This is a genomic window from uncultured Rothia sp., assembly GCF_963507905.1.
Classification (GTDB): domain Bacteria; phylum Actinomycetota; class Actinomycetes; order Actinomycetales; family Micrococcaceae; genus Rothia.
The window spans coordinates 23,398-43,285 of record NZ_CAUOUU010000016.1; the positions used below are offsets into that span (position 1 = coordinate 23,398).

The window sequence follows — 19,888 nt, forward strand, 5'->3', positions numbered from 1 at the left end:
GACGGGTGCCCCTGTAGGAACGAGGGCGTATACCGCTTTCCGCTTAACTGGTAGGCGCTTAACTCGTAGAGACGGTTTCCCCATGTGCAGGGCGTAAAATCGTGTATAACACGGCGGCACGTCGCGCGGTTTATTCTGCCCGAAAACTGCCCTGCCGCCTCCTGTTTTCGCACACTCACTCTAGGAGTTTTATGCTCACCGTCCCTACTGTGCCGCTTGTTTTGTGTACGGCTCTCATCGCCCTAACCCTGCTCGTCAGCGGTATTGCTAAGGCGAAGGATCCGCAGAGTACCGTGACTGGTATTCAGAATCTTGGTTTGGAGAAGATCGCGCCGACCCGTGCGGTGTCGCTTGTCCTGCCGTGGTTCGAGATTGCCCTAGCCGCCGTTCTGCTGCTGTCGCCGGTGCGTTTGCCTGTTGTGATTGCTTCGGGTTTGGCGCTGATTCTGATGCTGTTCTATACGGTGGTGATTGCGCGCGCGCTGGCTACGGGTCGTACTGCGGGTTGTAATTGTTTTGGCTCTGAGTCGAATGCGCCGGTGAGCCGTTATACGCTGATCCGTAATGTTGCGCTGCTGTTGGCGGCTGCTGGCGCGCATGCGAGTGCGTTGAAGGGTGGCACGGGTGTTGTGTCGACTCTGCTGGGTCTGGACGTTAGCGGCTGGGCTTGGGTGATTGGTGCGGCGCTGATTGCGTTGACGATGGAGGCTGTTCGCCGCGGTGATGCGCTGGCGCAGCCGGAGCCGCAGGCTGAGGTGATTTTGCCGGAGCCGGTGTATGACGAGAACGGCGAGGAGCAGTATGTTCGTATGCCGATTCCTCATGCGGCGCTGTACCTGGAGAATGGCCGTCACACGAATATGCGTGCGTTGGCTAAGAATCAGGCGCGTATGCTGGTGTTCGTGTCGGCAACGTGTGCTGGTTGCGTGAAGTTTTTGAAGACGATGTCTTCGTGGCAGGAGCGTCTGCCGCAGGTGGCGTTGCATCCGGTGTATTCGAGCCTGGAGTCGTTGCAGACCTCGCGTAATGCGGGTACGTTACCTGAAGGGTTGACTCCGCTGATTGACCGTGAGGCGGGTGCGCGCGCGAATTTCGGTAATGGTGTGCCGTTGGCTGTGGTTTTGGGCGCTGATGGTCTGATTGCTGGCGGCCCGGTGGCTGGTAAGGAGGAGGTTGAGGCGCTGCTAACCGATATTGAGGAGCAGTTCGCTGAGGCTGCTCGTCTGGCTGAGGAGGAGCGTCAGGAGCAGATGCGTAAGGCGCTCGCTGAGGGCACGTCGAATACTGAGGGCGACCACCTCTAAACGCGCCCTTGCCGCGGCTGCCCTCCCGTAGCCCCGTCCGGCTCTTACTGCCCTTACCGGCAGGCGCCGGGTGGGGCTATGCTAGTACGTAGCGCACACACCGCTTATACGCCGCGGTCACCTTGCCTGGTGGCTGGCGTGTCCTCAACCCTGTCTAAGGAGTTTTTATGGCAATGATGAGTTTCAACGCTCCGGGCGAGCGTGAGAAGTCCCTGTGGCTGATCCGCAAGGAGAGCAACCCGAATCATTCGCAGTGGTATATTGACCGTTTCAAGGCGATGGAGGCTGAGGGTAATGATATGGCGGGTGAGTCTCGTCTGGTGAATGCGTTGGCTTCTCGTGGCGCGAAGATTCTTGATGCGGGTTCGGGTCCTGGTCGTGTGGGTAAGCAGCTGCACGCGTTGGGCCACCGTGTGACGGGTGTGGATATTGATCCTGAGCTGATTGAGGAGGCGCGCCGCGTCTGCCCGGATGCTACTTGGATTACTGCCGATTTGGTGGATTTGCCGGAGGTGCTGGGCATTGAGGGTGAGGCTACGGCGGAGAATGGTTTTGAGTTGCTGGTGTGTGCGGGTAATGTGATGGGTTTCTTGGCTCGTTCGACTCGTAAGCCGGTGGTTGAGAATTTCCGTCGTGTGTTGGCGCCGGGCGGCCGCGCCGTCGTGGGTTACGGTTCGGGTCCGGGCCGTGATTATGCGTTTGAGCAGTTTTTGGCGGATGCCCGCGAGGCTGGTTTGAACGTGGATAACACGTATTCGTCGTGGCAGATGCACCCGTTTGTTGAGGGTTCTTCAGAGTTTTTGGTGGCGGTGCTGTCCCGCCCGGCGGAATAGATTCACCTGTACAACGAGCGCGCTAAGCGCATTTAGCTAGGCATACAAATGGCCCGGCGCCTCCCCTGTGTGGGGTGGGTGCCGGGCCTTTTGTGTGTCCGGAAGAAGCGCATCCAGAAGAGGCACTAAAGAAGAATGGTTGTTCTAGTGGATCATGTAGATGTTGCGGGCGACTTCTTCGGGCAGGAAGGACGCTGCGAAGAGGATTGCCACGATGATGACGGCAAGCGCGGTCATGAGGCTGGAGCGCCAGCCGGGGTGTAGCTCGTTGAAGGTGATGAGTCCCTTGTGTTCTTTGTCCATGTTGACCACATTGATCTGCTTGTAGATGGTGGTTTGGGCGGAGAGCTTGGAGGAGACTTCTCGCATGGTTTTGCCGTCCCAGACGCGGCCGTCGATGCGCATGAGCTGTTTGCCGTCTTTGTCGACGGCCCACATGGCGGGGAAGCTGCGGTAGCGTAGGCGGCCGGCGACGGTTTTGAGTTTCTGGCCGTAGGCTTTTTTGGGGTAGAGCTTTTCGGCGTAGATGGTGTGGTCGATGTTTTCGAGGGGTACGGCGAACCAGCCGAAGGTGCGTGCGCGGAGCACGTGGGTTTTGGTGATGACGATGATGGTGGGTTTGAGGACTGAGTAGAGGTTTACGCCTGCGATAGTGCCGATGAGCAGTACGAGGATGGTGTACGGCAGGGCGGGTCGCTTGTAGAGGATGAAGGCGAGCGCGGCGAGGAGCACGATGGTGCCGGGGAGTGCCGCTTCGATGCGCCTGCCGTAGGAGCGCATGCGGGGGTGGAATAGTTCGTTGACTTCGCCGTATTTGGCGGGGACTTCGTGAGCGCGTTCTGCCATATACACAACTTTAGTGTGTGCGGTGCGTGAAACCTAGCGGACTACCTGCGTTACTCTGGTTCTATGCGTAATTTTTCTCCCGTGGAGCGGGTTCTGGCAATGTGGATGGTCGGTGTTGTGGTGGCGGTTTCTGTGGCTGCTGCGGCGCTGGTTATGACGAATAAGCTGGTGTATGGTCCGACGGGTCAGGTGCGGGAGTATTTTCATGCGTTGCGTACGGGTAATGGTTCGTATGCGCGTGGCTTGTTGGGTGCGCAGATTCCTGAGGGTGACGCATCTTTGCTTGATGGGGATGCTTTGAGGCGTTCGGTGTCTTCGTTGGGTGAGGTGTCGTATGAGGTGGTGGAGACCAGCGAGGATGGTGAGCATGCGACGGTGCGTGCGTCCTATACGTTGGAGGGTTCGCAGCAGCATACGGATTTTCGTTTGCATCGTTCGGGTACGCATTGGGGCTTTTTTGATAAGTGGGCTATTGATGAGGCGTCTTTGCCGTCGGTGAAGGTGAATATTCAGGGTGTGGAGGCTGCGACGATTAATAACCGTAAGGTTGCGGTGGATGATGGTGCGGCGTCGTTCCCGGTGTTTTATCCGGGTGTGTATGCGGTGTCGTATGATTCGACGGTGTATACGGCGCAGAAGGTGAATGAGGTGGTGACTGCGCAGGATGCGAATCATGCGGTGCGTATGGAGTTGAAGCCGAGTGATAATGCGTTGTCGTCGGTAAAGGAGCAGGTGCAGGATCATTTGAAGAAGTGTACGCAGCAGAGCACTCTTTATCCTGGTGGGTGCCCTTTTGAGTATGCGTTTACGGGTCGTGTGGATTCTGAGGTGAAGTGGTCTGTGGTGAAGGTTGCGGATCCGCAGGTGAGTGTGAGTTCGGCGGGTGTGTGGTCGTTGAAGCCGATGTCGGGTACGGCGAAGGTGTCGTTTACTCAGTTGGATTTGTTTACGGGTGCGCGTTCGCAGGTGCAGAAGGAGATTCCGTTTACGTTGAAGGCGTCGGTGGAGGCGGATGCGAAGGCGGTCCGAGTCTCCTTCTAAAGCCGCTGAGCTGCGCGAGAGCCAGTATGCTCTGAAGCGACATCAGGGTGCCCGAGCGAAGCGAGGGCGGGTTCCCTGTAGGAGCGAAGAGCATACTGGCTCGTAGCTTATATGGGTTAAGAAAGGGCCGGTGTTATCCGTAGCGGCATCAGGGTGTCCGAGCGAAGCGAGGACGGGTGCCCCTGTAGGAGCGAGGATAATACTGACCCTTGATTCTTTTATAGATCCCTAGTTGATACCGCGCAGGTCCAGGACGAGTTCGCTTTCGTCTGCCTCGTCACCGGTCACGACGACGGGAATACCCCAGTCCTGCTGGTAGAGGTGGCATGCTGCGTGCTCGGGGATGTCACCGCCGGGGGTGCCGTCGCAGGCGGCGGCGCGTGCGGTGATGTGCAGGACTGCCTCGGTGATTTCGGGGTTGAGCACGAGGGTGCGGGTCAGTCCGGTGGAGGTGCCGGCGCCTTCCAGGATGAAGTTCTCGGGGGTGGATGAGATCTTCAGCTGGGTGGGGTCGCCCCAGCGGGTGTCGAGCTTCTGACCGGTGGGCACGGTGAATCGCGAGGTGAATTCGAGGGTGCCGCCGGTGAGCTTGGTGGAGGGGCGTGCGGTGGTGATGGCGCCTTCGTCGACGTGCTGTGCCTTGGCGGGGATGGAGGCGCGTACGAGCTGGTGGGCGTTGGTTTCGACGATGATGAGGCGCGGTTCTTCGCCGAGTGCTTCTTCGACGAGCAGATCGGAGGGTTCGTCGAGGCCGCGTTCGAGGGTGCCGAGGGTGCCGGTAACGGGGTCCCAGCGGCGGATGGCGCCATTGTAGGTGTCGGCGACTGCGATGGATCCGTCGGGCAGTTCGGTCAGGCCGAGGGGGTGCTGCATGCGGGCGGTGTCGGAGTCACCGTCGACGAAGCCGAAGTCGAACAGGCCCTTGCCGACGGCGGAGGTGACCTGTACGCCGTCTTCGGTGAAGGTGATGTGGCGCAGGCCGCTGGTTTCGGAGCATGCGACCCAGAGGCTGCCGTCGCGTGCTTCGATGATGCCGGAGGGCTGGGCGAACCAGGCTTCAGCGGCGGGGCCGTCGGCGAGGCCTTCGACGCCGGAGCCAGCGAAGATGCTGACGGCACCGGTGACGGGTTCGTAGCCGAAGAGCTGGTGGGTACCTGCCATGGCGATGATGAACTGGCCGGCTTCGCGGGAGTAGACGGCATCCCAGGGCGAGGAGAGCGCAATTTCGGTGGCGGGTACGCCTGCGGGGATGTGGTTGGGGTCGCCGGTGATGGCGTTGTCGCCGTCGATGACGCGCTGCACGCCGTTGCCTGCGAGGGTGCGGACTTCGCCGGTGCGCAGGTTGAGGGAGCGCAGGCGGTGGTTGACGGTGTCGGCGACGAGCACGTCGTAGCCGAGCTGTTCGCGCAGGTTTTCGGGTACGAGGGCGAGGCCGGCGGGTTCGTTGAAGCGTGCTTCGGTGCCGGTGCCGTCGACGTGGCCCTTGACGGGGTGGTTGACGGGGTCGTCGCCGCCACCGTAGGTGTTGATGACGGTGTTGAGGTCGGCGGCTACCTGCAGGATGCGGTGGCGCGCGCTGTCGGCGACGAGGTAGGTGCGCTCGCGGTTGCCGAAGAGGTTTGCGGGGCCGAATTCGGCGGGCAGTTCGATGGCCTTGCCGGGGAAGGCGTAGGTGCCGGCTGCCTTGGGGCGGGGCACGTAGGGGCCGTCGCCGCGGTGCAGGGTGCCCTTCGCCTCGTGCTCGGCGACGAGCTCGCGTACGAGGGAGGTGAGGCCCTGTACGTGGCCTTCACCGGAGAGGTGGGCGACGATGTAGCCTTCGGGGTCGACGACGACGAGGGTGGGCCATGCGCGGGCGGTGTATGCCTGCCAGGTGGTCAGTTCGGGGTCGTCGAGTACGGGGTGGGTGATGTGGTAGCGGTCGACGGCTGCGGCGAGCGCTACGGGGTCTGCTTCGTGTTCGAATTTGGGGCTGTGTACGCCGACGGTGACGAGCACGTCGGAGAATTCTTCTTCGAGAGGGCGTAGTTCGTCGAGGACGTGCAGGCAGTTGATGCAGCAGAGGGTCCAGAAGTCGAGAATAACGATTTTGCCGCGGAGGTCCTGCAGGGTGAGGTTTTTGTCGCCGGTGTTGAGCCAGGCTCGGCCTTCGAGTTCGCTGGCGCGCACGCGTACGCTGCGGGTGGTGTTCTCGCTCATGGGTTCTCTCTCCTGTTGGGTGCGCCGTGTGTGGGCGCGTCGGTTTGCTGTCCCCATTATGCCAGCGTGGTGGGGGTGGTTCGCTGGGAGTTGAGCTTTGTGACTTGGGGCCTTAACGACCTGTCATATTAAGTCATATTCCGGGTGGTTCGTGGGTATATAAAGCGCCCCGCACGCATCACGTATAGATGCGCGCGGAGCGTTGGTGTCCCTATTGTGGCGGGCTGTTCGGCCCGGTGGTAGGAACTAGTTTTTACTTGGCGCCTGCAACCTCGGAGAGGTCACCAATCTTGGTGGGCTTGACCGGGGTCTTAGCGGTGCCGCTGAAGCCGTCGATACGGCCGGGGGCCTTCGGGGTCTCGATGGTGGAGACGTCGGTCGCCTTTTCGAAGGTCTTGGTGTTCAGCACGGATGCGGTGCCGTCTGCATTGACGACGGTGTAGAGGTTGTCCTTGGGGTTGGTCTTAATCCAGGAGCCGTCCTCTTTCACGACGATGGTTGTACCGTTGGAGTCCATGCTGGTCCACACACCGTTATTCTGGATGCTGATGATAGCACCGTCCTTGGATTCGAAGGCAGCGAGTTTATCGCTGTAGTAGACGGTGCCGTCGCTGGTCTGTGCCTTCTTCACACCGGACTGCTCCTTGAGCTGATCCAGGGCTTTCTTGCTGGCGGTGTAGCCTGCGGAGGCTCCCTGCTGGGCGGCTTCCTGACCCTTCTGGAGCGCTTCAGCGGCTTCGCTGGGCAGGCCGCTGGGGGCGCTGATGGTGCCCTGGGTGGTCTTGGTTTCTGCCTTGGTGGTTTCAGCTGCTGCGGAGGTGGTGCTTGCGCTGGTTGCTGCTGCGGAGGTGCTTGCGGGTGCCGAGGCAGTTGCAGACGCGGTTGCAGAAGCGGACGCGCTTGCCGACGCGGAGGAGTTGGAGTTGGTGCCGGAGTTGCCGCCGCAGGCTGCGAGGCCGAGGGCACCGGCAATGGTCAGGGACAGAACAGCAATAGACTTCTTCACTGTAGTTTCTCTTTTCTGTATGCGCCGCTCTGCGACGGCGCAGTGCGTGGTGTGGTTGACCTGTACACGGGCTACCCGGTGTACGCCATCATGCTAGCACCGTGACCTGAAAGCTCCCTGAGATGTTGCGGCGCTTCCCCTCCCCCGCTACTTTCACGGCTCTTCTCAGCGTAGCTTGAAGACGCAAAACGCCCCGCACGCATCGCTATCGGATGCGCACGGGGCGTTCAAGCTTTGAAAGGCGCTACGAACGGCTACCCCTGTACGGGTCTGCCTACTCGTGGGTCTTGGCGCTGGTCGGCTTCACGCCTTCCTTCGGGGCGGTGCTGTAGCCGTCCACGGGGGCCGGGGGCTTGGGCAGTTCCAGCGACTTGTAGTCCTGGGAGTATTCACCGGTGACAACGTTCGTGATGGTAGCTTCACCGTTCTCATCAACAGCGATGGTGTCGCCGTTGGTCTTGATGACGCTCCAGTCGCCGGATTCGCTGACGCTGCTGAGCGATCCGTCGGGGCTAACGCGGATCCAGCCGCCGTCATCCTTGATCAGGATGTAGTCACCGTTCTTAGCTTCGACGATGGAGGCGCCTTCCTTCGTGTCGGTGTACACGGCGCCGTCAGCGTTGGTGCTCTTCTTAGTGCTGGGGTCCTTCTTGGCCTGTTCAGCGCCCTTCTTGAAGACGTTGTATCGTTGCTTACCGATTCCGACTGCGGCGTTATCACTGGAGCTACTATCGGTGCCCTTAGTATCTGAAGAGCTCTTCTCAGATGCGCTTGCCGAGCCGGATGCCGATGCGCTTGCCTTGGACTCGGAGGATGCGCTCGCAGAAGCGGTAGCCGACGCGCTCGCAGATGCAGACGCGCTCGCGGATGCACTCTGGCTTTCGGCGGGCGCCTTGATGTTGGTGGGGCTACACGCGGCAAGGCCGAGGGTTGCGGCGAGGCTTAGGGACAGAACAGCGATAGATTTCTTCACTGTGTTCTCTTTTCTGGTAGGTTTCGAACTGCGCTGGGCGTCCGGGGTGTCCGTACGGGTGGGAGTTGTTGAGGTGGTTTTTCCGTTTTCAGCCTAGCACCTCATCCTGGCGGTACTCTGCAAGCGCGCAGAAACGCCCCGCACGCATCACGTTCGGATGCACACGGGGCGTCTTCTAGGTCAGGGGCTGTTACGCTCTGGTAGCGTCACAAGCCGTTGTCAGCTCTTTGCAGCTTACTTGGGCTGTGCGGGCTTGACGGGGTTGACCTTAGCCTGTGCGGGCTTTGCGGGAACCTTCGGAGCCTTCAGGTCTGCCTTCTCGCCGCCAACGATGGAGATTACTTCACCGGATGCGTCCACGGATGCCTGCAGGCCGCTGTTGGACTGGATGGTCCAGGAGCCGTCAGCCTTAACTGCGACCTGGCCGTTTGCGTCCTGGCGGCCCCAGGAGCCGTCAGCCTGTACAGCTACCTGACCTTCGTCACCCTGAATGGACCAGCCGCCGTCCTCGGAAGCAACAACGTCGCCCTCAACGGCGGAGGAGGAGTTACCCTCGGAGTCCTTGGACTCAGCCTTGGTGCCCTTCTCGTCGGACTCTACCTTGGAGGAGTTACCCTCGGAGTCCTTAGCGTTGACGGAAGCCTTGCCATCTGCGCCGACCTTCACGTCTGCGGAGTTGCCTTCGCCGTCGTTAGCCTTGACGGTGACGTTGCCGTCCTTGTCAACCTTCACGCCTGCAGTAGCGGAAGCAGATGCAGCCGAGGTGGTTGCAGCTGCAGAGGATGCCTTAGCCGATGCGCTTGCGGAAGCAGTCGCAGAAGCAGATGCGGATGCAGTCGCGGTGGTGGTGGAAGAGGACTGGGAGCCACATGCGCTCAGGCCCAGTGCGCCTGCGAAAGCGATGGACAGAACCGCGGTGGTCTTCTTCATTGCGGGGGCGAATGCCATTGTTTCTCCTTGTGGTTGTTAGTATGGTGCGGCTAGTTGGCGACGTATTCGCGTCGTGCGCAGGATCCTTGTGGGGTCCCATAACGATTATCGGTTTAACCAACCGCGTTAATTCTATCGAGTTTGGGTCTGTTTATCCGGGCACGTGGGTGTTTATCCGCATTCTAGCGGGTGGCATAGCCCACGTTTTCACCCGGTTCGTCAGTCAGCTTCTTAGCGGCGGGGAGTGACGGGCTTGACCGGGTCAGCGCCAGCACCGGCGGGCTTGAGGGGGACGCTGGGTACCTTAACCGCGCCTTTGCCGCCGGCCTGTTCCCAGGTGCCGTTAGCTTCTACCTCGATTACGCCGTTCTCGCCGGTCTGTTCCCAGGAGCCGTCAGCATCAACCTCAACGACGCCTCCATCGCCAACGCGCTCCCAGGAGCCGTCAGCTCGTACCTCGATGATGTCGCCGTTGGGGGCGTGGTAGGACCAGCCGCCGTCGGTCTTGATTTCGATGAGGGTGTAGCCGTTGGCTGCGCTGACGGTTCCGCTGTCGACGGTCACGGTGCCGTTACCGGTACCGTTCGCGCCACTCTTGGCGGAGGTCTCGCCAGCCTTCTCGTCGACCTTTGCGGAGGATCCCGAGTTGCTGGAGCCGGAGTTGTTCGATGCCGAGCCGCCGTTGACGGTTGCATTGCCGCTAGCGTCGGCGGTCACGCCGGTTCCGTTCGCGCCGTTGACGGTCACATTACCGTTGGCGTCTGCGGTGACCCCGGTACCATCAGCACCGCTGACGGTCACACCGTTTTCGGTGACGGTGACGGTGCCCTGGGAGCTGCTTGCGGTGGCGCTCGGGGAGGCTGCGTCGCTTGCCTTGACGGTGACCTTGCCGTTGCCCGCATTGACTGCTGCGTCGGCGGTGGAGGATGCCTTAGCGGTTGCGGTGGCGGTGGGTGCCGGGTTGGAGGTGTTCTGTGCACCGCAGGCGCTCAGGCCGAGTGCTGCGATTGCTGCCAGGGACAGTGCTGCCGCGCCGGTGCGGAAGCGACGGTTGGTGGCCTGTTCGGAAGTGTGCTGAGCGGGGCGTGCCATGAGGTGGTTCTCCTTGTGCATCCCGGAGGGTCAATCGTCCGGGGTTTGTATGGTTGATTTTCCGGTTGGGTGGGGCCGTTGTGTATGGTGTGTGGCTTTTCCTTCGCCGGTGATTCCAGCTTAGGGTGTGAGTCTAAGATTGAGCTTTAGTTTGCTGTGTTTAAGCTGTGTCCAAACGGGGATGTATAAGTATTTTTCCCAGCGGGGTTTGATAATCGCGGGTTTTCGCTCAGATTATGCATAGCTTTATGCTCGAATGAATAAATTTTCTTTATTTTTTCTGTAGCCCATCATAGCTTCCCCTGTGAAACCGAGCTACTTTCTGTGTCTTATGCTCGAGTTAAGGGTTAGGGTCTTGAAGACCCACCTTGTGCGTGCTCCCCGCCGCGCGTGCCCTCCCAATCCGCTAGCTGTACCGCTTCGCCAGCCGCACCACCTCGCCTGTACCACCACCTCCCAGCAACCTGTGCCCCCCCCAGCGCCAAGAGAGAGCATCTGGGCATACTAAAAGACCCCCACCATATTGGTGGGGGTCTTTAGCAGATTCAAAGTCTCAAGAATTACTTCTTCTTAGCGACTGCTGCCTTCAGCTTGGAGCCTGCGGTCAGCTTCACGCCGTGACCGGCGGGAATCTGGATGGTTTCGCCGGTCTGCGGGTTACGGCCGGTACGAGCTGCACGGTCGGTGCGCTCGATTGCCATCCAACCGGGGATGGTGATCTTCTCGCCCTTGGAGACGGAAGACTCGAAAACCTGGAACACTGCGTCGAGGACTGCGTTTACAGTTGCCTGGCTCTTGCCAGACTTCTCTGCAACCTCTGCAACGAGTTCGGTACGGTTCTTAGCCATTAGGGTGCCCCTTCCAGAGACTTAAGGTTTGAGTCTAAAGCGAGTGACCGTCGGTGACGACGGAAAACCGTTTAGGAACTAAAATACCAGATTTACCAGCTGGACTTGGTGATACCGGGCAGCTCGCCGCGGTGTGCCATCTCGCGGAAGCGCACGCGGGAGATACCGAACTTCTGGAAGGTACCGCGGGGGCGGCCGTCGATCTGGTCGCGGTTACGCACGCGAACGGGGGAAGCGTTGCGGGGCAGCTTCTGCAGTGCCACGCGTGCTGCTTCGCGCTCCTCGGGGGTAGCGTTCTCGTCGATCAGGGTCTTCTTCAGCGCGATACGCTTCTCGTTGTAGCGAGCGACGATGACCTTGCGCTGCTCGTTGCGAGCGATCTTGGACTTCTTAGCCATTCTTAGCGCTCCTCTCGGAAGTCAACGTGCTTGCGAACGACGGGGTCGTACTTCTTCAGCACCATACGGTCGGGGTTGTTGCGGCGGTTCTTACGGGTCACGTAGGTGTAACCGGTGCCAGCAGTGGACTTGAGCTTGATGATAGGACGGAGGTCCTTAGCCTTGGATGCCATTTACTAGATCTTCTCCCCGCGTGCGATGATTTCTGCAACAACGGCATCGATGCCACGAGCATCGATAACCTTGATGCCCTTAGCGGACACGTTCAGGGTTACCTTACGACGCAGCGAAGGAACCCAGTAGGTCTTCTTCTGAACGTTCGGGTCGAATCGACGCTTGTTGCGGCGATGCGAGTGCGAAATGCTGTGTCCAAAGCCGGGAACAGCTCCGGTCACCTGGCAGACTGCTGCCATGTTTCACTCCTTTATTGATTGACTTTTATGACGGTACGCAGTCGATGTTACTCGTGAGCGTCCCGCCACCAATGTAGAAGCACCGGGTTATTCGCCGGGCTAGAGTGTTTGAGATCGTCACGTGGGTGAGAGGCCACGCATCGATCCCCGCCGCGGGAAAAACGGTGAAGCTTATTAGTGTCGAGAGGCGTTTCCACCACTACGAACAGCGTTAAATTCTAGGTAAATACGGGGGTTCGTGCAAGCTTGCACGCCGGATTCTGCCTTAAAAATCCGCGGAATCTCGGTGTTCTGAGTCGATTGCGCCTCGTTTAAGCGAAGCGCTCGATTCGCGGATGCACGCCTGCCGTCGGGCGACAAACATACCTATCCATTCTATCAAAAATGGGTATTTTTGCAAGTCCAGATGTTTTTAAAGGAATCTTTAACGCCCCTAGTCAGGCGTTAATCCGCAATTTTAAGAACGGGCATTCTCTATGTGACCGGGGATAAATTACACTGGTGAAATTCATGTTGTGAGATTAACAGCTTAAGCCGGATTTAAGCCGCAAACAGCCCCGCGTCACCGCTTCTGATGGTGTGCGCAGGGCTGTTAAACAGGCTTAAACACGCGTTTAAAGAGCTTTTAACTCTCGTTTTAACGCTTCCGCCCCGGTTTTAAAGGGCAGTTTAAGGGCTCGTAGCGGTGCAGATACGGCCGCTTTGCCCCGCCCCGTTACGGCGTAGATACGACACAAGTATGGGGCAGATACGGCGCAGAGCACTCCCCTACCGATACGGTTCTGGCTAGGGTTCTACGCCGTATCTTGAGCCCCCGCAAGCCTAGTTCTTCAGCCTAATTATTCAGGCTTGCTGCGGGCACCCACTCCGGGTACTTGGGGCTCACGCCGTCACCGGAGCTCGTACCCTTCAGGCGGCGACCAATCCACGGCAGGGCAAACTCACGAACCCAGCGTGCCTCCTGCTCGATCTTCTCGCGAGCGGTCAGTTGCACCTCCGGGGGCAGTACCGATTCGGTCACCACGCCGGGCAGTCCGAGCTGCGCCAGCACTCGGGAAGCAAAGCGCTCGTGGCCCAGGTCGTTCATGTGCAGGCGGTCGTCAGCCCACAGGCGCCAGTCGAGGAAGTCAGTCCAGCGCCAGTAGTCGATAATATGTGCGCCGTGGTCTTCGGCGATGCCGCGCAGCAGTTCGTTGTAGGTTGCGGTGCGGCCGCGGGTGCGGGCGAAGGGGCCCTGACCCTGCACATCCAGGCCCGTAATGGTCAGGATCGTGATGTCCTGGGCGCGCATGGCGGCGAAGGCTTCGTCCACGCGGGTCATGAGCTGGTCGATATCAACGTTGGGGCGCATGATGTCGTTGCCGCCGCCATAGAAGGTGACAATGTTGGGGCAGAGGTCCAGGGCTCGGGGCAGCTGTTCATCCAGAATGGGGCCGAGCAGGCGTCCGCGGATAGCAAGGTTTGCGTACTGCGCCTGCGGGTCTACTGCGCCGATGCCTTCGGCAACGCGGTCTGCCCAGCCGCGCAGTCCGTTGGGGCGGCGGCGGTCAACGTCGCCCACGCCTTCGGTGAAAGAGTCACCGATTGCCACGTAGCGTACTGATTCACCGTTGAGCTTGCCGTTAGAGTCTAGGAGCGGGATCGTCATTATGTTCTTCTTTCCGGGCATCTGTAGAGTTTAGCCCTTCTATGGAAGAAGCCGGTACACCCGCGCGGTGTACCGGCTTCGTCGCTTAGCTTTCGGTGCGTCTTGTTTTCCAGTATCCCACTGTTACGGGCGTTTCTTCAGATATGCGCCGGGGTTTCTTAGGACGCGACAGCTGAACCGGCAACAGTGGACGCGTTACGCGGGTGAGGTACCACCACCACGCTACCGTCGTTAAACGGGTCTGCAACCTCAGCTTTCAGCCCGAAAATGGTGTGCAGGTTCTCGCGGGTGAGTACGTCGTGCGCTTCGCCCTGGGCAACGATGGAGCCGTCCTTCATGGCAACAAGGTAGTCGGCGACTCGGGCGGCGAGGTTCAGTTCGTGCAGCACCATGATCATGGTGGTGCCGCGCTGTTCGTTGAGTTCCGAGAGCAGGTCGAGTAGCTCTACCTGGTGTGCCAGGTCGAGGTAGGTGGTCGGCTCGTCCAGCAGCAGGATGTCGGTTTCTTGGGCGAGCGCCATAGCAATCCAGACGCGCTGACGCTGACCGCCGGAGAGTTCGGTGACCTGGCGTTCTGCAAGGGACATGGTATCGGTGGCTTCGAGAGCCCAAGCAACCGCCTCGTCGTCTTCGGCGCTATTGCGTTTGAAGAGGCCCTGGTAGGGGTAGCGTCCTCGGGAGACGAGGTCGGCTACGGTGATGCCTTCGGGGGCGATGGGGTGCTGGGGCATGAGCCCGACCATCTGGGCGAAGCCCTTCATGGAGTATTCGTGGGTGGATTTGCCGTCGAGGGTGAAGTCGCCGTTGAGCGGCTTGAGCAGTCGGGAGACACCGCGCAGAAGAGTAGATTTGCCACAACCGTTGGGACCGATGATGGCGGTGATTTTACCCTTGGGGAATTCGAGGGAGAGGTCTTTGACGATGGTGGTTTCGCCGTAGCCGAGGCTGACGTTCTCTACTTTGAGGGTGCGTTCGGTGATTTCTTTCATGGCGTCCTTTCTTTTCCTAAGGCTTCTCCCGGGAGCCTCATAACTTAGCCTATCCTAATTTCAGGTAAGAAAATAGCGGATCCCCCTCTCTGTTCATACTTCTGTAGAACAGTTCGGGGGATCCGCTGTATTGGCGAACTTTAGAAGTTCACTTTTCCGTTGACGAGCCAGCCGCCTTCTGCAGCACGCTGGAACACTTCCTGCGCCATGGTGCGTCCGTAGGTCTTAGAAACGTGGTTATCGTCGAAGTAGACGTAGATGTTTCCGACCACGGGGCTGCACATGCCGTCCGGGCAGTACACGTCCTTCAGGTCCACCATGACGGCGCCCTGGTCGCGGTACTTGTCGAAGATTTCCTTCGCAGGGTTTTCTGCGGCGTACTTGTCGCTCGCGGGTCGTGCGCAGGAGCTCTTGTCGGCGCCGGCCTTCTGAGCGCATTCGTAGATGTTGTACTCGAAGCGCGGGTTATCGCGCAGGCCGATGACCTGGATTCCTGCCTCGGTGAGACGGCGGACCGTCTCATCCAGGCTCGGGTCAACGCGTTCATCGTTCGAGCGTGCCTGAGCAATAGTCGCGATGAGTACCACGGTCTGCGGCTTGCGCTTGAGGATTTCCTCGGTCATCTTGGTGTTGAATTCCGAGCATTCGTTGCTGGCGTTGACGGCGCGGACCGGGTACTGGCAGCCACCGAGCAGGTAGGCCTGCAGGTTGGTTTTGGTCTGCTCCGCGATGGGCTTGAAGGAGCTCAGCGCCTGTTCGGCGTGGGAGTTGCCGATGACCATGGTCAGCGGTACGTCGTCGCCGCCGTTCTTCTGCAGGCTGCAGTACTTGGCGAGTGCCGGGTCGGAGGGTGCGAAGGCGCCGGTGCAGGTGTCGCTCAGGCCTTCGTACTGGGCTTTGACGTCACCACCGGAGGGGATGGGGTTGTCAATGAGTCCCTGCTGGGCACCGCCGATTGCGCGGGCGCCGGGGTAGTTTTCGCTGACGGTCTGTACCTTCAGTTCGGCGTTCTGCTCGGACTGGGCGTTGCGGTAGCCGATCCAGGTCTGTGCGGCGGTCAGGGGTACGCCGGCGACCAGGAAGATGGCGAGGATGAAGGCGAGCTGGTCTGCCCAGGTCTTGACGGAGAAGACGGTCTTGAAGCGCATCTTCATCATGAGCCAGGGTACGAAGGGATCCTTGCGGTAGCGCAGCGGCTTTTCCACGAAGCGGATGAGCAGCCATGCCAGGCCGATGGAGGCAAGGATGATGATGGTGCCTTCGATGACGTTCACGCGGGAGGTACCGACGGCGCTGCTGTAGAGGATGAGGATGGGCCAGTGCACCAGGTACAGGGCGTAGGAGATGTTGCCGAGGCTCTGCAGAGGTGCGGAGACCAGCAGTCGGTCGATGCCCCAGCGGCTGTTGGTGCGGCCTGCCATGATGACGAGCGCGCCGGAGAGCACGGGCCAGAGCGCCAGGTAGCCGGGGAATGCTCGTTCAACAGGCAGGATTGCGCCGCAGGTGACCAGGCCGATGATGCCGACCCAGCCCATGACGACTCGCGCCTTTTCGGGCGCCTTCCACTTGAGGGTGAGCATCGCCAGCAGGGTGCCGATGGCGAACTCCCACAGGCGGGTGCGGGTGTCGAAGTAGGCGAATCCCTGGTTGGTGTCGGTTTCGACGATGGAGAAGGTTAGGGATGCGACGAACACCGTGTTGAAGATGAATACCGCGGTGGTGAAGAGGTTTCCGCGGAATCGGTGCACGACGTAGGCTACTGCGGCGAAGAGCAGGGGCCAGATGATGAAGATTTGTCCCTGGATGGAGAGCGACCAGAAGTGCTGGAAGGGCGACTTCACGGAGGCGTTTTGGGCGTAGTAGTCCACGGAGCTAAACGCGAGGTTCCAGTTCTGGAAGTAGAACAGGGAGCTGGTCGCGTCCGTTACGGTTTGGGACCAGCGGCTGGGCGCGAGCACGAAGAAGGATGCAATCGTGGTACCCGCAATGACCACCGTGGCTACGGGTAGCAGTCGCTGGAAGACGTGCAGCCAGTAGTTGAAAAGTTTGAGGGGTTTGCCTTCGTTGATCTTGCGCATAAAGGAGAGCGAGAGCAGGAAGGCGGAGATGAAGAGGAAGACGTCCACGCCGCCGGAGACTTTGCCGAACCAGACGTGGTAGAGCACCACGAGGAGCACGGCGAAGGCGCGCAGGCCCTGGATTTCGGGGCGGAATCCTCGCGATTCGATGAATTCTTCGAGGGGGTAGTCGTTGTTTTCGCGTGCTTTGACGGTGCGCAGCGCCGCGGTACGGGCGCCCTGCGAGGCGGTGGCCTGCGGGGTTCCGGAGGTTTCAGACATACTTGGTTCCTCAGGGCGGGTAGACGATGTGTTGGTGCGGGTCCCTTAGACACTCGAGGACACTCGCTACAATAAAATCCTGATCCGCACCTCTACTATGAGGCTGGTGCGAACCAGGATTTTTCTGAGCCCCCTACCGGATTCGAACCGGTGACCCTCTGTTTACAAGACAGATGCTCTGGCCAACTGAGCTAAGGAGGCAACTTGTCCAGTGTACCCTATTCTCGTGGTTGAATCTGCTTAGTTGTTCTTTGGCGGTTTGCTTGAGAATGCTTCTGGATTATGCCGGTTTGATGCGTTCGTTTCCTTCGTTTTACCCCTTATGAGCACCACCTCTGTATGCTGCTCACCCACCCCTCGTACTCATCACCGTGTATGGAAAAACCCGGTAGCCTCACGCGGAGGTTACCGGGTTTTCGTATCGAAGAGGTTACTTCTTCTTAGCTTCGATCTTTTCCTTCAGGAAGGTGCTGAAGTCGTTGCTGGTGTACTGGTCGCCATCAACGAAGACGGTGGGGGTACCCTTAATACCGTTCTTTGCGGATTCAGCGTTGACCACGTCCACGAAGGGGCGCCACTTGCCATCGTTCATATCGGAGCCGATGGAAGCGTGGTACTTCGAAGCAATGTCGGCGATCTGCTGGTTGTTCATGTCGCCGCGGCCCTGGTGAGTAAAGATCTCACGCTGGTAGTTCAGGAAGTCGCTGGTGCTGACCTGGTTTGCCACGGAGTATGCTGCTGCCGCGTTACGTGCGGAGTAAGCGGTGGGCGAGGAGCGGTCCAGGAAGGTCAGGTTGCGGATTTCCAGGGTGATGGTGCCGTCCTCGACGAGCTTCTGGATTTCTTCACCGTACTTCTTCTCGAACTCTGCACAGTGCACGCAGTTGTAGTCCTGGAAGATGGTCACGCGAACGGGCTGACCGTTCTTGGATGCCTCTTCAGCGGTCTGCACGCCCGGGGGCAGGGTGTTGACTGCTGCTGCGGTTCCGTTGACCATGGGGGTCACGGAGGAGGTCGAGGTTGCGAGCTGCTTGAAGTCGCGGTTCTCCTGGGTGGAGGAGTTCTGGACGATGCCGTCCTTGGTCAGCACAATACCACCGTATTCGTTGGCGCTGGAGGGCACCGGGCCGCTTTCTGCTACCTTGGTGTTCTTGTTGCCGTTGACTACGACGAAGCCGATGATACCTACGATGATGAGGACCACGGCGAGTACGCCGAACTGGAGCCAGCGGCGGCTTGCCTGGCTGGGGCTCTTCTTGGCCTGCTGGGCCGCAATCTGGCGGGCTTTTTCGCGGGCGTCGGTCGACATGCCTGCTCCTTTGGTTGGGAATATGGGTGGCGGTTCGTCCACTTCTTCTAGCCTACTCCAGTTGGAGTGAGCGTCCATCCGAGCAAGGCTTCAGATGATCTGACTCTTCCGGCTCGGGGTTGTTCTTATCCCCTATAGGGTGTTCTAGAGCTCTAGCTTCTGCCGTATATAGCAGCTGAAAGCTATGTCGATCAGTTCCTATCACGTGGATAGGTTCCGTCTCATCTCTAGTGTGGACGTACCGCGCTACCCGTCTAGCCTACCGAATGGGTGCCTTATCGGCTAGTTAATACTCTGACTGAGATATCGTGGTGTCTGTTCTCACGCTCTCAGCTTATTTTCCTCGTAAACTTTCGTAGCATTGGGAGGCGCCTCTCCCCTGCCACAAGCTACGCCGAGGCACCCACCCGGTTCAGCTCACCAGCGGTTAGGGAATGTTATAGACCTCTACCCCATCGATATAGGGGCGGGTGTTGTAATTGTCGTTCCACTTCACGCTCAGACCGTGCTTCTCCAGTACGGGAATAACCGTCTCTCGCAGCAACTGTACGGAGAGCTTCTTGTGAAGGGCACTGATCTCTTCCTTCTGCGCATCGCTCAGCGCGTTCCATTCATTTTCGTCCCTGGGGTAGGCGAGGAAGGAACCAAAGCCAACATAGGTTCCGCCGCTCTCAGCAAGGCTTTCGGTGTCCTGCTGGTGGAAGTAGATGTATCCCTTCCATTCACGGCTATCGTCAATCTCATCCCAGATTTCTGCGGATGCGCAGGTACCGCAGCAGGTGAAGTTCTGTCGTGCAATGACGCCTTCTTCTTCCAGGGCTGCGAAGGCGCGGTTGAGGTTGGAGTTCTTCTGCATTTCGGGGGTGATGCCCAGCTCAGCAGCAAAGGCACGACGACGCTTGATGAGCTCCTCCACGTAGTCCTCTACGCGCTTTTCCCAGAGCTTGCTGTCTTCGTTCTCCCCATCGTATTCCAGACCAAGTACGTCCATCACATAATCGGTGATCGTTTCTACGTACTGCTCAGTATCAGATTCACCCATGAACAGCAGGGGCCAGATGGGCCAGAGCAGCTCAGCTTCGTCTTCTTCGTCCAGTCCCCATTCTTTGGGGAAGGGCGGGTCGAGGCGTTCTTCGCTCCAGCGTTCGTAGATGCTCTTCTCATCAGCCATGATGATGCTCCTTTACTTGCTCTCTACTCGTTGAAGTAGAGATGTGGACTGCTCTTGTTGTTAAGGTACCAAGAGTTTCTCTACCTCGCCCTCTATTTCGTCATTCAGACGGATCGGTGAACTCCCCATCTCATCGCCTCTGTATCAGGTTGGCACGCTGTCTGGCGAGGCTGCTTCCCCTGTTCCCCTGCCTCTCTGCTGAATCTCTGCTGAATCTCTGCGTCTCTGAGTCTCTGCACCTTTGCTGAGTTAGGTGTCTTTCGTTCTAGAAGTTTCTGGGTACACAAAAAGAGGGGAAGACCTATAAGGTCTTCCCCTCTTGAATAAAAAACCCGCGGTGACCTACTCTCCCACACCCACAAAAGTGCAGTACCATCGGCGCAAAGAGTCTTAGCTTCTGGGTTCGGAATGGAACCAGGCGTTTCCCTCTTGCTATAACCACGGAAAATCTTCCGAATAAAAAGCCTCAGCCTCCCGAAGGAAGCCCAGGGTTATTATCCAAAAACCATACAGTGAACGCAAACAACACAAAACTTCTTGAAAAGTAAG

General features: G+C 59.1%; 18 protein-coding genes, 1 tRNA gene and 1 rRNA gene. 3 read left to right on the forward strand and 17 right to left on the reverse strand.

The window, feature by feature from the left end; translation table 11 throughout:
* Positions 1-191: 191 nt before the first annotated feature.
* Both RQ593_RS08770 and RQ593_RS08775 read left to right on the forward strand, forming a co-directional pair.
* On the forward strand, positions 192-1,304 hold the full coding sequence (locus tag RQ593_RS08770) for a MauE/DoxX family redox-associated membrane protein (RefSeq protein WP_311450402.1): 1,113 nt from the start codon (positions 192-194) through the stop codon (positions 1,302-1,304).
* Positions 1,305-1,471: 167 nt separating this feature from the next.
* A complete protein-coding gene (locus RQ593_RS08775; protein ID WP_311450403.1) occupies positions 1,472-2,137 on the forward strand; it encodes a methyltransferase domain-containing protein in 666 nt (221 codons plus the stop codon).
* A 144-nt stretch (positions 2,138-2,281) separates the two neighbouring features.
* Here the strand turns inward: RQ593_RS08775 and RQ593_RS08780 are convergent, their stop codons facing one another.
* Positions 2,282-2,983 carry a hypothetical protein gene (locus tag RQ593_RS08780; protein WP_070644294.1) on the reverse strand — a complete coding sequence of 234 codons (702 nt, stop codon included), beginning with the start codon at positions 2,981-2,983 and terminating at the stop codon, positions 2,282-2,284.
* 63 nt (positions 2,984-3,046) lie between these two features.
* Between RQ593_RS08780 and RQ593_RS08785 the strand changes: the two genes are divergently transcribed.
* Positions 3,047-4,024 (forward strand): hypothetical protein, encoded by a 978-nt coding sequence (locus RQ593_RS08785; RefSeq protein WP_311450404.1) that lies wholly within the window; start codon positions 3,047-3,049, stop codon positions 4,022-4,024.
* A 228-nt stretch (positions 4,025-4,252) separates the two neighbouring features.
* Here RQ593_RS08785 and RQ593_RS08790 read toward each other — a convergent pair whose 3' ends face one another.
* The 16 genes from RQ593_RS08790 to rrf form a co-directional block, all read right to left on the reverse strand.
* On the reverse strand, positions 4,253-6,223 hold the full coding sequence (locus tag RQ593_RS08790; RefSeq protein ID WP_311450405.1) for an NHL domain-containing thioredoxin family protein: 1,971 nt from the start codon (positions 6,221-6,223) through the stop codon (positions 4,253-4,255).
* 253 nt (positions 6,224-6,476) lie between these two features.
* On the reverse strand, positions 6,477-7,229 hold the full coding sequence (locus tag RQ593_RS08795; RefSeq protein WP_311450406.1) for a preprotein translocase subunit SecD: 753 nt from the start codon (positions 7,227-7,229) through the stop codon (positions 6,477-6,479).
* Positions 7,230-7,503: 274 nt separating this feature from the next.
* The gene (locus tag RQ593_RS08800) at positions 7,504-8,202 is read right to left on the reverse strand and encodes a transcriptional regulator (protein WP_311450407.1); all 699 of its coding nucleotides are present in this window, start codon (positions 8,200-8,202) and stop codon (positions 7,504-7,506) included.
* A gap of 234 nt (positions 8,203-8,436) precedes the next feature.
* A complete protein-coding gene (locus RQ593_RS08805; RefSeq protein WP_311450408.1) occupies positions 8,437-9,150 on the reverse strand; it encodes a hypothetical protein in 714 nt (237 codons plus the stop codon).
* Positions 9,151-9,363: 213 nt separating this feature from the next.
* On the reverse strand, positions 9,364-10,224 hold the full coding sequence (locus tag RQ593_RS08810; RefSeq protein WP_311450409.1) for a hypothetical protein: 861 nt from the start codon (positions 10,222-10,224) through the stop codon (positions 9,364-9,366).
* Positions 10,225-10,784: 560 nt separating this feature from the next.
* Complete coding sequence (locus RQ593_RS08815; protein WP_005506733.1) at positions 10,785-11,072, reverse strand: HU family DNA-binding protein; 288 nt, start codon at positions 11,070-11,072, stop codon at positions 10,785-10,787.
* A 92-nt stretch (positions 11,073-11,164) separates the two neighbouring features.
* A complete protein-coding gene (rpsN, locus tag RQ593_RS08820; protein WP_005506731.1) occupies positions 11,165-11,470 on the reverse strand; it encodes a 30S ribosomal protein S14 in 306 nt (101 codons plus the stop codon).
* Between the two features lie 2 nt (positions 11,471-11,472).
* The gene (gene rpmG, locus RQ593_RS08825; protein WP_004005967.1) at positions 11,473-11,643 is read right to left on the reverse strand and encodes a 50S ribosomal protein L33; all 171 of its coding nucleotides are present in this window, start codon (positions 11,641-11,643) and stop codon (positions 11,473-11,475) included.
* Between the two features lie 3 nt (positions 11,644-11,646).
* Positions 11,647-11,883, reverse strand: coding sequence for a 50S ribosomal protein L28 (gene rpmB, locus RQ593_RS08830; protein WP_004005966.1), 237 nt, complete (start codon positions 11,881-11,883; stop codon positions 11,647-11,649).
* Between the two features lie 835 nt (positions 11,884-12,718).
* A complete protein-coding gene (locus RQ593_RS08835; RefSeq protein ID WP_311450410.1) occupies positions 12,719-13,531 on the reverse strand; it encodes an SGNH/GDSL hydrolase family protein in 813 nt (270 codons plus the stop codon).
* A gap of 158 nt (positions 13,532-13,689) precedes the next feature.
* Positions 13,690-14,520 carry an ABC transporter ATP-binding protein gene (locus RQ593_RS08840; protein WP_303987189.1) on the reverse strand — a complete coding sequence of 277 codons (831 nt, stop codon included), beginning with the start codon at positions 14,518-14,520 and terminating at the stop codon, positions 13,690-13,692.
* Positions 14,521-14,660: 140 nt separating this feature from the next.
* Positions 14,661-16,859 (reverse strand): acyltransferase family protein, encoded by a 2,199-nt coding sequence (locus RQ593_RS08845; RefSeq protein WP_311450411.1) that lies wholly within the window; start codon positions 16,857-16,859, stop codon positions 14,661-14,663.
* A gap of 127 nt (positions 16,860-16,986) precedes the next feature.
* Positions 16,987-17,060, reverse strand: a tRNA-Thr gene (locus RQ593_RS08850).
* 229 nt (positions 17,061-17,289) lie between these two features.
* Positions 17,290-18,168, reverse strand: a complete 879-nt coding sequence (locus RQ593_RS08855) for a thioredoxin domain-containing protein (RefSeq protein ID WP_005506718.1) — start codon at positions 18,166-18,168, stop codon at positions 17,290-17,292.
* A 427-nt stretch (positions 18,169-18,595) separates the two neighbouring features.
* On the reverse strand, positions 18,596-19,339 hold the full coding sequence (locus RQ593_RS08860; RefSeq protein WP_311450412.1) for a DUF6891 domain-containing protein: 744 nt from the start codon (positions 19,337-19,339) through the stop codon (positions 18,596-18,598).
* 329 nt (positions 19,340-19,668) lie between these two features.
* Positions 19,669-19,785, reverse strand: a 5S ribosomal RNA gene (gene rrf / locus RQ593_RS08865).
* Positions 19,786-19,888: the final 103 nt, after the last annotated feature.

Bases quoted from the DNA above. Each gene is read 5' to 3' on its own strand.
- RQ593_RS08775 (WP_311450403.1), top strand. From the start codon at position 1,472: ATGGCAATGATGAGTTTCAACGCTCCGGGCGAGCGTGAGAAGTCCCTG.
- RQ593_RS08845 (WP_311450411.1), bottom strand. From the start codon at position 16,859: ATGTCTGAAACCTCCGGAACCCCGCAGGCCACCGCCTCGCAGGGCGCC.
- RQ593_RS08770 (WP_311450402.1), top strand. From the start codon at position 192: ATGCTCACCGTCCCTACTGTGCCGCTTGTTTTGTGTACGGCTCTCATC.
- RQ593_RS08785 (WP_311450404.1), top strand. From the start codon at position 3,047: ATGCGTAATTTTTCTCCCGTGGAGCGGGTTCTGGCAATGTGGATGGTC.
- rpsN (WP_005506731.1), bottom strand. From the start codon at position 11,470: ATGGCTAAGAAGTCCAAGATCGCTCGCAACGAGCAGCGCAAGGTCATC.
- rpmB (WP_004005966.1), bottom strand. From the start codon at position 11,883: ATGGCAGCAGTCTGCCAGGTGACCGGAGCTGTTCCCGGCTTTGGACAC.
- RQ593_RS08815 (WP_005506733.1), bottom strand. From the start codon at position 11,072: ATGGCTAAGAACCGTACCGAACTCGTTGCAGAGGTTGCAGAGAAGTCT.
- rpmG (WP_004005967.1), bottom strand. From the start codon at position 11,643: ATGGCATCCAAGGCTAAGGACCTCCGTCCTATCATCAAGCTCAAGTCC.
- RQ593_RS08805 (WP_311450408.1), bottom strand. From the start codon at position 9,150: ATGGCATTCGCCCCCGCAATGAAGAAGACCACCGCGGTTCTGTCCATC.
- RQ593_RS08860 (WP_311450412.1), bottom strand. From the start codon at position 19,339: ATGGCTGATGAGAAGAGCATCTACGAACGCTGGAGCGAAGAACGCCTC.
- RQ593_RS08855 (WP_005506718.1), bottom strand. From the start codon at position 18,168: ATGTCGACCGACGCCCGCGAAAAAGCCCGCCAGATTGCGGCCCAGCAG.
- RQ593_RS08780 (WP_070644294.1), bottom strand. From the start codon at position 2,983: ATGGCAGAACGCGCTCACGAAGTCCCCGCCAAATACGGCGAAGTCAAC.
- RQ593_RS08810 (WP_311450409.1), bottom strand. From the start codon at position 10,224: ATGGCACGCCCCGCTCAGCACACTTCCGAACAGGCCACCAACCGTCGC.
- RQ593_RS08840 (WP_303987189.1), bottom strand. From the start codon at position 14,520: ATGAAAGAAATCACCGAACGCACCCTCAAAGTAGAGAACGTCAGCCTC.
- RQ593_RS08790 (WP_311450405.1), bottom strand. From the start codon at position 6,223: ATGAGCGAGAACACCACCCGCAGCGTACGCGTGCGCGCCAGCGAACTC.
- RQ593_RS08835 (WP_311450410.1), bottom strand. From the start codon at position 13,531: ATGACGATCCCGCTCCTAGACTCTAACGGCAAGCTCAACGGTGAATCA.